Source organism: Streptomyces sp. NPDC092296 (assembly GCF_044755465.1).
Taxonomy (GTDB): domain Bacteria; phylum Actinomycetota; class Actinomycetes; order Streptomycetales; family Streptomycetaceae; genus Peterkaempfera.
The window spans coordinates 62,064-75,894 of record NZ_JBIVRB010000021.1 but is presented as its reverse complement, the minus strand read 5'-3'; the positions used below and the strand labels follow the sequence as shown (position 1 = coordinate 75,894).

The following is a 13,831-nucleotide window of genomic DNA, read 5'->3' as shown; positions in this document are numbered from 1 at the left end:
AGGTCGGCGGCGGGGGTGCAGGACCAGGAGCCGTCGGCGGCGACGGTCGCGGTGCAGACCGTCTTGCCCGACTCGTCGGTCACCTTGATCGTGGCGCCGGCGCCGCCGGTGCCCGCGATCGCCGGGGTCTTGCCCCCGCTGATCGACCCGTCCGCCGGCGAGGTGATCACCGGGGCGGCCGAAGCGTCCGGAGCCACATTGCCGTGGACGACCTGGGTGAACTCCTTGCCGCTGACCGTGAGGTTCAGCTTGACGTCGATCTCCCACATGCCCGCGGCCGGGTTGGCGACGTGCAGCGTACCGGTCGCCTTGGTGACACCGTCCACCGTGGTGGCCGCCGAACCCACCGAGGTGGCGAGCTTCCCGTTCGGGTCGACCAGGTAGAAGGTGTACGGGTTGTTGGCGCTGGCGTCGTCCGTCTGGAAGGTCACCGTGAGGTCCTTGCGACCCGCCGCGACCGGGAAGTTGAACGTGCTGGTCTGGCCCTGGTCGCGACCCACCGTGCTGGTGATCAGCGTGTCGAACGCGCCACCGGCCGCCGGGATCAGGCTGCGGCGGGACATCGGCAGCGAGGTCGCCGCACCGTTGGAGGCGGTGAACTGCACCGACTGCGGGTGGTCACCCGGCTCCGCCGGCATCGCGATGTGCAGCGGGACGTCGGCGCTCCCGTGCGCCGGGACCACCACCGGTCCGGACGCGGGCGCGGTGACGAAGTGCCGGCCGGAGGCCTTGAACGACACCGAGCCGGTGTAGGTGCCCGGCACGTTCGGCGGGTCCTGGAGGTGCGAACGGCCGTTCGCCCAGAGGATCTTCGCCGTCCACTTGCCCGCCTCGGGGTGGGCCACCTCGGTGTGCTGGAGGTTGGGGACCGTACCCAGCTTCCCCGCCTTGGTCGACGGAGTGCCGTAGTCGTACGAGATCTGCCGCAGCCGGCCCTTGGGGTCGACCAGCGTGAACGACAGCACCGCGCCGTTGGTCGCGTCCGGCCAGATCATGTCCGCGTCGAGCCGGTCGAGGCCGGCCGGGACGGTGAAGGTGACCGGGGCGGCGGCGGTGGCGCCCTCGGCGGCCACCGGCAGGCTCGGGTCCGGAGCGCTGACGTTCTCGGTGACCACGTCACCGATCTGCGTGGGCGCGCCCAGCGAACGGTAGCTGCCGGTCACCGTCGTCGCCGTGTCGCTGGTGTTGTACAGCTGCACGGTCTGGTCGTTGGTCGACCCGGGGGTGCCCGTCAGGTCCAGCTGGGTCTGCGGGGTGACCAGGGAGGGCGAGTCGCCGCCGCCGGTCAGCGTGCTGCCGGGCATCTGCTGCGCCGCCTTGACGGCGGCGTAGATGTCGAGCAGTCCGGCGCCCTGCTGGTCGGCCGGTGCGCCGATGTCGGTGGCCGTACCGGTGAGGATCTGCTTGACCATCGCCGGCGTCGGGCTGGTGCCGTTGTGCGAGTCCCGGTACGCCTGGATGACATCGGCCGCCGCGCCCGCCACGAACGGGGCCGACTGGCTGGTGCCGCCGAACGCCTCGGTCGACGTGTTGGTCGGGCAACCGCTGCCCGCCGGGTTGCAGGCCGCCTGGCCGCCGTAGCCCGGGGCGACCAGGTCGACCACCTTGTTGTTCGGCGTCACGCCACCGGAGGACAGCGGCGTGATGTCGCCGTTGCCCCAGCCGGTGTAGCCGTACGCCTGCGCGTTCAGCCGCAGGGTGTTGGTCGCGCCCACGCCGATCACCTGCGGGTCGTCGGCCGGCGAGGAGATCGTGCCGGAGACACCGCTGTCGCCGGAGGAGACCACCACGGTCACCCCGGCGGCCACCGCGGCGTCGTTGGCCGCCCAGTGCGTCTTGTAGCTGCCGGGCCGCGGCGAGTAGCCGTAGGACTCCGAGATCACATCGACGTGGTACTTGGTGACCGCGTTGTCGATGCCGGCCACGATCTGCGACTCCGACTTGGTACCGGAGTCGGAGTGCCCGGCGATGCTCTCCGGCGTGTCCATGTTGCCCGCGTCGACCAGCGACGCGTCCGGGGCGTCGCCCTTCAGCACGAAGGTGCAGCCGGTCGGCAGACCCGAGTACGGCAGCTCCTTGGCGAAGTCGTAGACGACCGTGCCCTGGGCGCCGATCGACGAGGCGTCACCGTACGCCTCGTCGTTGCTCTTGTCCTTGGTGTAGTCCGGAGCGCCGATCACCACGTGCGAGCCGTCCGCGCGGGTGAAGTTCGGGTTGCCGGCGAGGCTGTTCATCCCGTCGATCCCGATGAGCACCCCCTTGCCGGTGGCTATCGAACTCGCCATGCGCGGCGCGTTCGGGTCATCGCTCTGGTAGTGGATGTCGGCCAGCGCCTCGGGCTCCAGCAGCGGCTTGGCCGGGTCGCTCGGGCAGAGCGCCGGGTCCATCGGGGCCGGGTCGTCCACCGTGGTCTTCGCGGCGGTGGCCTCCACCTCGACCTGCGCGTCGGGGACGATCTGGCTGACCCCGGGGTTCTGGCTGAGCCGCTTCACCTCGTCCGCCGACAGGTGCGCGGCGACGGCGTTCACGCTGACCAACTGCGTGATGTCCGTGCCGCCGTGGCTCTTGATGTCCGAGACGATCGACGCCTGGTCCGAGTGCGCGGCGGCGATCCGCTGCGCTCCCTGCGTCCGGAGGTTCAGGTTCTTGTGCTGGTCCTTCATCCAGACGATCACCGGACCGCCGGCGTCGGCGCCGTCCAGCACCGGCGCCGGTGTGACGGCGGCCGTCGCGGCGGCCGCCGCGGGGAGCATCGAGCCGCCCCAAGCGGTCACCAGGGCTGCGCTCAACGACAGGATCGTCGCGGTTCTGAGGAGGTGACGGCGCTCTGAGGAAGAGCCCGAAACGCCCGGTGGTGCGTTGCGCATTGGTACCCCATCTCGTGGAGGGAGTGCCGATCGGGAGGGATCACCCGTTCGGCTGCGCGAGCCTGGCACGTGGCGTGGCACCACAGGAACGAGCGATTCATGGCGGAAACGCGACAGACGACAATTCCGCCACATCTCCGTCACATGTCGACCGGGGCGTTCCCTTACGGGGAGGGCCGCTGAGCTGGGCGAATCCGATAAAGGACCATTCGCGATACCGTAATTTTCCCCATGTATCCGACTTAAGCGGGCATCCGGACAGACCGGGCGGCCGCCCCGGAGTGCCGATCTCCGGCGGTCCGGGGCGGCATGGATGTATGGGGCATTTGCGGGACCTTGCAAGTGAGAGCGGAACCTGAGGTACCGTCAGGCGGACGGGTGTTCGGGCACTTCCCCGCCGCCCGCCGGGCCACTGCCGCCGGTGTCGTACCCGGCGCGTATACATAGGGGCGTACCGGCCCGCCCCCGGGACCAGCCGGAAGTCGGACCGCAGCGGCCGGTTGCCCGACACCTGTCGGATGACCCGACCCGCCACCGGCTGGCATCGTTGGCGGCACCGCACCACCCGAGGAGGAACGAGCCTTGCCGACCGCGACCCACCCCACCGGTAACGGCAGTGACCCGAGGGGCAACCCGCCCCCAGGCGAGGCCCTCCCCACCGCCACCCCGGTCGTCGCCACCCGCTCCGGCGGCAGGACCGTCGCTCTCACCTTCGACGACGGCCCCGACCCCGAGCACACGCCCAGGCTGCTGAGCGTGCTGCGCGAGCACCGGGTCCCGGCGGTGTTCTGCCTGATCGGCGCTCAGGTACGCGACCACCCCGAGCTGGTGCGGCGGATCGCGGCCGACGGCCACCAGCTCGCGAACCACACCATGCACCACGACGACCTGACCAGCCGGTCGCCCGACTTCGTCCGAGCCGACCTGGCGGAGACCAGCGAGCTGATCGGCCGGGCCGTCCCTGGCGCCCCGGTCCGGTGGTTCCGGGCCCCGTACGGCAACTGGGGGCCCAGCCCCCGGATCGCCACGGAGCTGGGGATGCGGCCGCTGGGCTGGCAGCTGGCCGTACACGACTGGGAACCCCCGGGCGTGGACGAGCTGGTCGACCGGCTGGCGCGCGGCGTCACCCCGGGGGCGGTGGTGCTGCTGCACGACGGCGGCGGCGACCGCAGCCAGACCGTCGAGGCCGTCGACCGGGTCATCCCGATGCTCCGCGCCCGGGGCTGGCGGTTCGACCTGCCCGCCGACGCCGACCGCGACTGACCGGCACCGCTCCACCCGCCCCGCCAGCCCCGCCCGCCCCACCCGCTCCACCTGCACCGCCGCCCTGACGCCCCGCCCGCACCGATGCCCAGGAGACTGCCTTGCGCTACCGAGCCCGCATAGCGGCGCTGCTCGCCGCTCTCCTCGTACCGGCGGTCGCGACCGCAGCGCTTGCCACCCCGCACCCCGCCGCCCCGCGCCCGGCGAAGCACCGGAGCTGGATCGGCAGCTGGGCGACCGCGCCCACCGGCACGCCCGCCGGGGTCGTCACCGTGTTCCGGAACGAGACGATCCGGCAGACCGTCCACCTCAGCGCCGGGGGAAGCGCGGTGCGGCTGCGGCTGTCCAACGAGTTCGGCACCCAGCCGCTGGTGCTGGGCGAGGTCCGGGTGGCCCGCCCCGCCGGGAACGACGGACAGCGGATCGACCGGCGCACCGACCACCGGCTGACCTTCGGCGGCCGCACCTCGGTCACCGTCCCGGCCGGCGCACCGCTGCTCAGCGACCCGGTCCCGCTGGACCTGCCGGCCGGCTCCGACCTGGTGGTCAGCATCTACCTGCCGAAACGCACCCCCGGCGCCACCCTGCACGCCTTCTCGTACCAGCACAACTTCGTCGCCGCCGGCAACGCCACCTCGGCCGCCGACCTCACCCCCACCGCGACCATGGACGCCTGGTACTTCCTCACCGGGGTGAGCGTGTCGACCAGCGTGCCCCGCGCCGCCTCGGTGGTCGCCCTCGGCGACTCCATCACCGACGGCGCCAACACCACCGCCAACACCGACAACCGCTGGCCCGACCTGCTCGCCCGGCGGCTGCGGGGCAGCGCGGAGCTGCGGCGGCTCGGCGTGCTGAACGCGGGCATCAGCGGCAACCGGCTGCTGCACGACCCCAACCCGCCGGCCGGCTCGGACGCCGAGGCGTACGCGGCCTTCTTCGGCCAGTCCGCACTCCGCCGCTTCGACCGGGACGTCGCCGCCCAGCCCGGCGCCCGCTATCTGATCGTCCTGCTCGGCGTCAATGACATCGGCCACCCCGGCAGCACGGCCCCCGCCGCCGAGAAGGTCACGGCGGCGGACATCATCGAGGGATACCGCCAGCTCATCGCCCGCGCCCATGACCGTGGGCTGAAGGTGTACGGCGCCACCATCACGCCGTTCAAGGGCGACACCTTCGGCTTCTACAGCTCTGCCAACGAAGCCACCCGGCAGGCCGTCAACCGCTGGGTGCGCACCGGCGGCGAGTACGACGCGGTGATCGACTTCGACGCGGCGGTGCGCGACCCGCGCCACCCCGACCAGCTGCTCGCCCGCTACGACAGCGGCGACCACCTCCACCCCAATGACGCCGGTACCGCCGCCTTGGCGGCCGCCGTCCCGCTGCGGCTGTTCCGCTGACGCACCGCCCGACCCGTCCGCACCGCTCGACCCGTCCGCACCGCCCGACCCGCGCCGCACGAAGGAGGACCAGCATGCGCTACCGCTTCGACCCGGAGCTGGCGGCGGCCCTCGCGATGGCCCCGGAGGTGGACCTCTCCGACCTCGCCGCCGCCAGGGCCGCCCAGGCGGCGGAGCTGGCCTTCGCGCTCGGCCGGGCGGACACCGGCGGGGTGCGGATCGCGGACCACGTGGTGCCCGGCCCGGCCGGGGCCCCGCCGGTGACCCTGCGCACCTACCGGCCCGAGGGGGTCCCCGGCCCGCTGCCGGTCCTCTACAGCATCCACGGCGGCGGCTTCCTGCTGGGCTCACCCGACGTGGACCATGACACCAATGTGCGGTTCAGCCGGGAGCTGGGGGCGCTGGTGGTCTCCGCCGACTACCGGCTCGCCCCCGAACACCCCTACCCCGCCGCGCTGGAGGACTGCTACGCGGGGCTGTGCGGCCTGGTCGCGGACGCCGCCGAGCTCCAGGTGCGGCCCGACCGGATCGCGCTCTGGGGGGACAGCGCGGGCGCCGGCCTCGCCACCGGCCTGGCGATGCTCGCCCGGGACCGGGGCGGCCCGGCGATCCGCTTCCAGCACCTGCACAGCCCCGCCGTGGACGACCGGCTGGCCACCCCCAGTGCCCGCCGCTTCACCGACACCCCGGTCTGGAACCGCCGCAACGCCGAGCTCAGCTGGGACGCCTACCTCGGCCCCGGCGTCCCCGGCTCGGCCGGCGTGCCGACGTACGCCGCACCGGCCAGAGCAGGCGGCGCCGAACTGGCGGGGCTGCCGCCGGCGTACATCGCGGTGATGGAGTTCGACCCGCTGCGCGACGAGGGCATCGGCTACGCCCAGGCCCTGCTGGCCGCCGGGGTCCCGGTCGAACTGCACCTCTTCCCCGGCACCTTCCACGGCGCGGCGATGGTGGCGCACGCCGCCGTCGTCCAGCGGATCACCGCCGAGGCCGTGACCGTACTCCGCCAGGCGCTGGGGCGGTGAACGGTCATGGCGCGTCGGCCAACCGGCGTGCGTACAGCGCCAGTTGGGCGCGGAAGCGGTCCGGCGGATCGTGCAGCCGCCAGCCCAGCGCCGCCTCGGCGTGCGCCAGCCTGGCCGCCACCGAGCTGTGGTGCAGATGCAACTCGGCCGCCGCCTGCCGCAGCGACCCCGTACGGCAGAACGCCGCCACCGCCGCCAGGATCAGCCCGCCGCCCGCCCGGTCGGACAGCTCCAGCAGGGCCGCCACATCCGGCTGGGCGCGCAGCCGGTCGACCGGGATCTCCGCCAGCAGCGCGACCGGGCCCAGCGCGTCATGGTCGGCCACCGCCTCGACCGGGTCGCCCGCCACCGTGAACCGCAGCGCGGAGCGGGCCTGCGCCCAGGACGCCCCGGCCCGCGACGGCTCGGCCGCGCCGCCCACCCCGACCCGGACGGCGCCCGCCCGGTCCAGGGCGCCACCGCGCTCCCGGGCCCGCTCACCCAGCACCGCCCGCAGCTCGTCGGCGGGCGACCCGCTGCCGTCCCGGCGCTGCATCAGCGCCACCCCCAGCGAGCCGACCCGGGCGATCCGCACCAGGCCCCGCGCACCGCTGCGGCCCAGCAGGGCGACGGCCTGCACCCCCGCGTCGGAGGCCCCGCCGCCGGCCACGGCGACCACCCGCAGCGGCAGTTCGGGCGCCAGCCCCAGCAGCCGCAGCGCACGGGCCCGGTCCTCGACCGCCTCCCGTTCGGAGAGGACCAGCTCCACCAGGGCCGGATCGGCCACATGGGGAGCACCGGCCCGCCCCGGCAGGCCGTCCGCCATCCGGGCGGCCAGCGCCATCCACTCCAGCACCAGTTCGTCCAGCGGCCCCGGCGCACCGGGGCGCTCCAGCCAGACCCGCCCGGCCGCGCCGAGATCGGCGCTCCCGGAGACCGCCACGGGTCCGTCGGGGAGCGCGATGCCGTCCGGACCGAAACGCACCGTACGGCCGTCGGCCGTCTCCAGTCCCGCCGGGCACTCGGCCAGCCCGGCGGTGGACCGCACCAGCGCCGCCGGATCGACGGCGCCCCCGCTCAGCAGCGCCTCGTAGTGCGCGATCACCCGGACCGCGGCGGCCGCGTCCGCATCGAGCGCCGACAGGCGCAGCAGCAAGCCCTTCACACCCGACGTCCCTTCACACCCGACGTCCCTTCACACCCGAAGTCTAGGAAGGACACGGCATGTCCGACAGGATCAGGCCCCGGTCGATACTGACCGTCCTGTTCGCGGGACTCATCCCGATGCTCGCCGCACTGCTCCTGGCCGCCCCCAACGCCCAGGCGGCCTCGCTCACCGAGGTCACCGGCTTCGGCAGCAACCCCAGCAATCTGCGGATGTACGCCTATGTGCCCGCCAGCGCGCCGGCCCACCCGGCGCTGCTGGTCGCGGTGCACCAGTGCACCGGCTCCGGGCCGGGCTTCTTCTCCGGCACCGAGTTCGCGTCGCTGGCCGACCGCTACGGCTTCATGGTGGTCTACCCGTCCGCGACCCGGGACGGCAGCTGCTTCGACGTCTCCTCGCCGCAGGCGCTCAAGCGCGGCGGCGGCAGCGACCCGGTGGGCATCATGTCGATGGTGACCTACGCCGAGCAGCACTACGGCGCGGACGCGAGCCGGGTGTACGTCACGGGTGCCTCCTCGGGCGCCATGATGACCAACGTCCTGCTGGGCGACTACCCCGACGTGTTCAAGGCCGGGTCCGCCTTCATGGGCGTGCCGTTCGGCTGCTTCGCCACCACGGACGGCTCCAGCTGGAACAGCGCCTGTTCCGGTGGCACCATCAGCAAGACCCCCCAGCAGTGGGGCGACCTGGTCCGGGCCGCCTACCCCGGCTACAACGGCGCCCGGCCCCGGATGCAGCTGTGGCACGGTACCGCCGACACCACGCTGTCCTACCCGAACTTCGGCGAAGAGATCAAGCAGTGGACCAATGTGCTGGGCGTGAGCCAGACCCCGGTCCTGACCGACTCCCCGCAGTCCGGCTGGACCCGCACCCGGTACGGCTCCAACGTCACCCAGGCCCCGGTCGAGGGGATCAGCATCCAGGGCGTCGGGCACTCGCTGCCGACCAGCGGCATGGCCGCCCGCGCCATCTCCTTCTTCGGGCTGGACGGCTCCACGCCTCCCACCAACCCGCCGACCACTCCGCCCACCACGCCGCCGACCACCCCGCCCACCACGCCCCCGACCACCCCGCCGACCACGCCGCCCACCGGCGGTACCGGTAGCTGCAAGGTCGGCTACGTGGTGAGCGCCTGGAACACCGGCCTCACCGCCTCGGTCACCGTCACCAACACCGGCTCGACGACGCTGAACAACTGGTCGCTGGCGTTCACCCTGCCCGCCGGGCAGACCGTCACCTCCGCCTGGAACGCGACCATCAGCCCGGTCAGCGGCGCGGTCACGGCCCAGAACCTCTCGTACAACGCCTCCATCCCGCCGGGTGGCAACCAGAGCTTCGGCTTCCAGGCCAACCACAACGGGAACTCCGCCGCCCCGACGGCCTTCACCCTCAACGGCTCGCCCTGCACCCTGGGCTGACCGCGCACCGGTGGTCCCCGGCGGCAACCGCCGCCGGGGACCACCGGGACTCCGCGAGACCGCCTCAGTCGCGTTCGACGTGGACGGTGGTGAGCCGGGCGTACCGCTGCGGGTCGGTACGGCGGATGTGCCGGGCGACGACGAGGCCGATGCAGAACACCACCGGCAGCGGGATGACCAGGCCGAGGTTGACCGCGCCGGACGCCCCGGTGAGCAGGTCGAACCGCAGCGCCGCGAGAACGGTCAGCACGGTGATCCCCAGGCAGGAGAGCAGCGGCGCCCAGACGGCCCGGAAGGCGGAGACCCCCCGGCGGTCGCGGCGGAAGAAGCCGAACACCGCCAGGGCGGCGAGGGCCTGCATGGCCATGATGCCCAGCACACCGGTGCCGTTCGGCCACAGGAATACCACCGCGTACGGGTCGGCGCCGCTCAGCGCGCCGATGCCGACGATCACCGCCGCGACCAGGCACTGCACCGCCACCGCGGTGCCCGGCGAGCCGGTGCGCGGGGAGACCCGGCCGAGCGGGCGGGGCAGCAGCCCCTCGCGGCCGAGGGCGTACATGTAGCGGGCGGCGGCGTTGTGGAAGGCGAGGGTGGCGGCGAACGCGCTGGTGATGATCAGTACGTGCATGCTGTCGGACAGCCAGGAGCCGACGAACCGGCCGGCCGCGCCGAAGACCATGTCCGACCCGTTGTCGCCCTGCGCGACCCGCACCGCGTTCTCGGCACCGAAGGCGCCCATCACCACCCACACGGCGAAGGCGTAGAAGACGGCGAGGAAGCCGACGGCGATGAAGGTGGCGCGCGGCACGGTGCGCCGGGGGTCCCGGGCCTCCTCCGCGTAGATCGCGGTCGCCTCGAATCCGGTGAAGGCGCCGATGGCCAGGACGAACATGCCGGCCACGCCCGCGCCGCCCAGCGACGTCGGGTTCAGCGCCACCGGGTCCAGCGCCGCAGCGCCCCGGTGGCCCAGTACCCCGCCCTCCAGGATCAGCAGGACCACGACCTCCAGGACCAGCGCGATGCCCAGCACCTTGGCGCTGAGGGTGACCCGGAGCCAGCCGAGCACGCCGACGCCCGCGACGCAGAGCGCCGACCAGAGCCACCAGGGCGAGGAGAGGCCGGTGAGGTCCGTGACACCGCTCGACGCGAAGTAGCCGAAGCAGGCGACGAGTCCGATCTCCACCAGGTTGTAGGACAGCACCGCGACATAGGCCGTCCCGACGCCGGTGGCCTTGCCCAGGCCACGGGCGACATAGGCGTAGAAGGCGCCGGCGTTGCGGACGTAGCGGCTCATCGCGGTGAAGCCGGCGGCGAAGAGGGCCAGCAGCGCGCCGGAGAGGATGTAGCCGAGGGGGGTGGCGAGGCCGCCCATTGCCATGGCGGCCGGGGCGACTCCGGCCACGGCGGTCAGTGGGGCGGCGGCGGCCACCACGAAGAAGACCAGGTCGGAGACGCCGATGGCGGCGCTCTTCAGGGTGGTGCCGTCGGGGGCGGGCGGCTTGGCGGTTGGGGTGCTCGGGTGCGTCGCGGGGGCGCCGGAGTCGGTGGGGGCGGACATGGGACTCCTCGTTGAACGGGTGGGACGGGTGGGTCAGGCAGGACGGGGAGTAGGGGAGGGGGCGCTACCAGGCGCGCTGCATGCCCGGCTCGGGGGTGGGCAGGGCAGCCACCGGGCAGCCGTTGGTCGCCACCACGCGACCGGCGTGCAGCACCAGCAGCCGCCGGGGGTGGGCGGCGACCGCCTCGGTGACGCCGCCGGCCGCGACGGCGACCAGGTCGGCGCGGTCGCCGGGCCGCAGTCCGTAGCGCTCCAGGCCCAGGGCGGCGGCGGCTTCGGTCGTGACCAGCGAGGCCGCGATGTGCAGCTCCTGATCGGACATCAGCTCGGAGCGCAGGCCGATGATGGTCGCCCGCTCCAGCATGTCGCCGGTTCCGTACGGCCACCAGGCGTCGCGGATGTTGTCGGAGCCGGCGAAGACGCGGACGCCCGCCTCGCGCAGCCGCAGCACGGGAGGCATCGGCCCGGCCGGACCGTTGGTGAGGATGGACACCCCGGCGCGGGCGAGCACCGCCGCCGTACGGGCGAACACGGCACCGCCGACCTCGCCGAGGCAGTACGCATGGCTGACCGTGACCCGCCCGCCGAGGCCGAGCGCGGCGGTCCGGTCCGCGATGGCGCGCAGCTGCGCGGCACCCGCCTCGCCGGGGTCGTGCAGATGCAGGTCGACGCCGACGCCGTGCCGCTCCGCGAGCCCGAAGACGATGTCGAGCTGCGCGTCGGCGTCGCCGTCGAAGCCCTGGGGATCGAGGCCCCCGACGAGGTCGGCGCCGTCGCGCAGCGCCGCGTCCAGCAGGTCGGGGACGCCCGGTGCGCTGACCACTCCGCTCTGCGGGAAGGCCACGAGCTGGAGGGAGATCAGGTCGCCCACCCGTTCGCGGACCTCCAGCAGCGCGTGCAGGTTGGCCAGGCGGGAGTGGGGGTCGATGTCGACATGGGAGCGGGTGTGCCCCGTGCCGTGGCCGACCATGCGGTGGACCAGCGCCTGGGCGCGCTCGGTGACCGGGGTGGTGAGGCGCTGCCGGGCGTCGAGTTCGGCCGCCACCCGTTCGCGGACGCTGCTGCCGCCGGTGTGGGGCTGCCAGGGCGCTCCGAGGAAGGTCTTGTCCAGATGGGAGTGGCCGTCCACCAGGGCGGGGAGCAGCAGTGCTCCCGCCAGCTCGATCCGGCCCCGGTCGGGGGCGGTGGGCGGGCCGGTGGGCGAGCCGCGGTCCGAGCTGCGCTCCGAGCTGCGGCCCGTGCCGCGATCGTGGACGGCCGCGATGCGGCCGTCACGCAGGGACACGTCCGCGCGCCGGCCGTCGGGCAGGGTGACATCGGCCAACACGGTGGGGTGTGCGGGGGTGCTGTGCATGGGTTTTCCGAACGCATGAGGGATCGGGCAGCCGCTCGGCGGACGCACGCACTGTGGCGGTTCCGCCGACCGGGGACCCGAGGGCACGCACAAGCTACTTGGTATACCAAATACCAGGCAAGGGGTTCTTTCCCCTGGTGGGCACTAGGATGATCCGCAGAAGGGCACCACGGTGGGCAGCGGGAAGGCGCAAGATGGCGGAGACCGGGTGGGGCACCAGCATCGGGGCCGGGGACAGATCCCTGCGCGATCAGGTGTACGAGGCGCTTCGCGAGCGGATCATCGAGGGGCAGCTCGAACCCGGCCGGCGGGTGGTCGAACGCAACCTCGCCGCCGAGTTCGAGGTCTCCCGCATCCCGGTGCGCGAGGCCATGCAGCGGCTGGAGACCGAGGGCTTCCTCATCACCCGGCCCCGGCGCGGCACCACCGTCTCCCAGGTCGGGGTGGCGGACACCGCGCACTTTTTCGACGTCCGCGAGACCCTGGAGGCACTCGCCGCCGAGCTGGCCGCACGGCACGCCGACCCGGCCGGGCTGCGGCGGCTGGAGCAGCTGCTCGGGCGCGCCCGCCGGGCCGCCGAGCGCGGCCGGGCCCGCGATGTCGCGGCCCTCAACGCCGACTTCCACCGCCAGATCGTCGTCCTGTCCGGGAACCCGCTGCTCCAAAACCTGATGCAGCCACTGGACGGACGGCTGCACCGGCTGTTCCGGCTCACCGCCGAGCCGGGGGACGCACCGCTGATGTGCGGTGAGCACGAGGAGCTGTTCCAGGCCCTGCGGTCGGGCGACCCGCAGACCGCCGCGCACCTCGCCCGACGCCATGTGGCCAACACCCGTGCGGCGGCCCTGGAGGTCCTGGCCGCCCGCGCCGCAGCCGAGGAGCAGCGGCCCCCGGCTGCCGGGCGGTAGGGCACGGCGGGGGCGGGCCGACCGGGGCGCTGCCGGGCCAGCTGCTGGTGGCGAGCAGGCTGCGGTAGACGGTCCGGGCGTTCTTGCCGGTGTCGCCGCCGGGGGTGATGTCCACGGCGGCCGTACCGGCGGCGGCGAGGGCACTGAACGCCCACTCGTTGGAGAGCCCGCCGCCCGCGTAACCGCCGTCGGGCCCCTGAAGGGACTTCAGATAGGCGACACCGTTGGCGGTGGAGGTGGCGATCTGCGCCGGGGTGGAGGTGGCGCCGGCCGGTGCGGTGCTCAGCAGGAGGGCGCCGACGGCCAGCGGTACGGCGGTGGCCAGGGCTCGGGACCTGCGCGCGGTGGTGCGCACGCTCATGGGAAGGGCTCCTTGGGTAGGGGCGGCAGCGCGCCCCTGGCCCGGTGGGCCGCTGCGGACCACCCCGTGCCGAGGCGGTAGCCGCCCGATCGCGTGGCCAGGCTTCCGCGGATGCAGCGCCGCCGGGCGGGTGATCGGGCTCGGTCGGCTCGGGAGGAGCCGCCCATACCGTTGCGCGTCAGCCCCGGATTCACACCGGGTTCCCCCACGCGGCGACAGGGCGAGCGTAGGTGGCGGACGACCGCGGCGTAAGGGGGCCTGACGGGGTGACAAAAGGCGACCGTGGGCGCCGTTGACGGGAGACCGGACGGCGTGGTCACATAAAACGCATTTTCGATTCAGCGACCAGGGGAAGCCGGTCCAAGTCCGGCGCTGACCCGCAACCGTAGGCCCTCCGTGAGGCGGGCGAGCCGGATTACCTGCGCTGAACTGCAAGTCACGCTCGCCGTCGAGGACTACGGCACGGACGACCGGTCGGCATACCCCGCGCAGCCGTCCGCCCTTCCGCGGCCTGCCCTCCCCGCCGGCCGGAC

Annotated in this window: 9 protein-coding genes, 1 pseudogene and 2 riboswitches; of the genes and pseudogenes, 5 read left to right on the top strand and 5 right to left on the bottom strand. The window is 73.6% G+C overall.

Annotated features, from left to right (window positions below; all coding sequences use genetic code 11):
- Positions 1-2,789: S8 family serine peptidase (locus ACIQGZ_RS28165; RefSeq protein WP_402607166.1), on the bottom strand; the 2,789-nt coding region annotated here is incomplete at its 3' end.
- A gap of 660 nt (positions 2,790-3,449) precedes the next feature.
- On the opposite strand from ACIQGZ_RS28165, the gene ACIQGZ_RS28160 reads away from it, so the two are divergent.
- From ACIQGZ_RS28160 to ACIQGZ_RS28150, 3 genes are all read left to right on the top strand, one after another.
- Positions 3,450-4,130, top strand: a complete 681-nt coding sequence (locus tag ACIQGZ_RS28160; protein WP_402607163.1) for a polysaccharide deacetylase family protein — start codon at positions 3,450-3,452, stop codon at positions 4,128-4,130.
- Positions 4,131-4,231: 101 nt separating this feature from the next.
- Entirely contained in the window at positions 4,232-5,527 is a 1,296-nt protein-coding gene (locus tag ACIQGZ_RS28155; RefSeq protein WP_402607160.1) for an SGNH/GDSL hydrolase family protein, read from the top strand.
- A gap of 74 nt (positions 5,528-5,601) precedes the next feature.
- Positions 5,602-6,552 (top strand): alpha/beta hydrolase, encoded by a 951-nt coding sequence (locus tag ACIQGZ_RS28150; protein ID WP_402607158.1) that lies wholly within the window; start codon positions 5,602-5,604, stop codon positions 6,550-6,552.
- A 4-nt stretch (positions 6,553-6,556) separates the two neighbouring features.
- On the opposite strand, the gene ACIQGZ_RS28145 is transcribed toward ACIQGZ_RS28150, so the two are convergent.
- The gene (locus tag ACIQGZ_RS28145; RefSeq protein ID WP_402607155.1) at positions 6,557-7,696 is read right to left on the bottom strand and encodes a helix-turn-helix domain-containing protein; all 1,140 of its coding nucleotides are present in this window, start codon (positions 7,694-7,696) and stop codon (positions 6,557-6,559) included.
- A 59-nt stretch (positions 7,697-7,755) separates the two neighbouring features.
- Between ACIQGZ_RS28145 and ACIQGZ_RS28140 the strand changes: the two genes are divergently transcribed.
- On the top strand, positions 7,756-9,114 hold the full coding sequence (locus tag ACIQGZ_RS28140) for a PHB depolymerase family esterase (protein ID WP_402607153.1): 1,359 nt from the start codon (positions 7,756-7,758) through the stop codon (positions 9,112-9,114).
- Positions 9,115-9,178: 64 nt separating this feature from the next.
- Here the strand turns inward: ACIQGZ_RS28140 and ACIQGZ_RS28135 are convergent, their stop codons facing one another.
- Both ACIQGZ_RS28135 and ACIQGZ_RS28130 read right to left on the bottom strand, forming a co-directional pair.
- On the bottom strand, positions 9,179-10,675 hold the full coding sequence (locus ACIQGZ_RS28135) for an APC family permease (protein ID WP_402607150.1): 1,497 nt from the start codon (positions 10,673-10,675) through the stop codon (positions 9,179-9,181).
- 64 nt (positions 10,676-10,739) lie between these two features.
- Positions 10,740-12,029, bottom strand: a complete 1,290-nt coding sequence (locus ACIQGZ_RS28130) for an amidohydrolase family protein (protein WP_402607147.1) — start codon at positions 12,027-12,029, stop codon at positions 10,740-10,742.
- Between the two features lie 194 nt (positions 12,030-12,223).
- Here ACIQGZ_RS28130 and ACIQGZ_RS28125 point away from each other — a divergent pair, with 194 nt between their 5' ends.
- Complete coding sequence (locus ACIQGZ_RS28125) at positions 12,224-12,937, top strand: GntR family transcriptional regulator (protein WP_402607144.1); 714 nt, start codon at positions 12,224-12,226, stop codon at positions 12,935-12,937.
- Between the two features lie 19 nt (positions 12,938-12,956).
- Here the strand turns inward: ACIQGZ_RS28125 and ACIQGZ_RS28120 are convergent.
- Positions 12,957-13,298 (bottom strand): annotated as a pseudogene (locus ACIQGZ_RS28120) (hypothetical protein); the annotation flags it as partial.
- 128 nt (positions 13,299-13,426) lie between these two features.
- Positions 13,427-13,504, bottom strand: a riboswitch (cobalamin riboswitch).
- Positions 13,505-13,591: 87 nt separating this feature from the next.
- A riboswitch (cobalamin riboswitch) is annotated at positions 13,592-13,740 on the top strand.
- The last annotated feature ends 91 nt before the right edge of the window (positions 13,741-13,831 follow it).

Coding starts and splice junctions, on each gene's coding strand:
- ACIQGZ_RS28150 (WP_402607158.1), top strand. CDS start 5,602: ATGCGCTACCGCTTCGACCCGGAGCTGGCGGCGGCCCTCGCGATGGCC.
- ACIQGZ_RS28140 (WP_402607153.1), top strand. CDS start 7,756: ATGTCCGACAGGATCAGGCCCCGGTCGATACTGACCGTCCTGTTCGCG.
- ACIQGZ_RS28135 (WP_402607150.1), bottom strand. CDS start 10,675: ATGTCCGCCCCCACCGACTCCGGCGCCCCCGCGACGCACCCGAGCACC.
- ACIQGZ_RS28130 (WP_402607147.1), bottom strand. CDS start 12,029: ATGCACAGCACCCCCGCACACCCCACCGTGTTGGCCGATGTCACCCTG.
- ACIQGZ_RS28125 (WP_402607144.1), top strand. CDS start 12,224: ATGGCGGAGACCGGGTGGGGCACCAGCATCGGGGCCGGGGACAGATCC.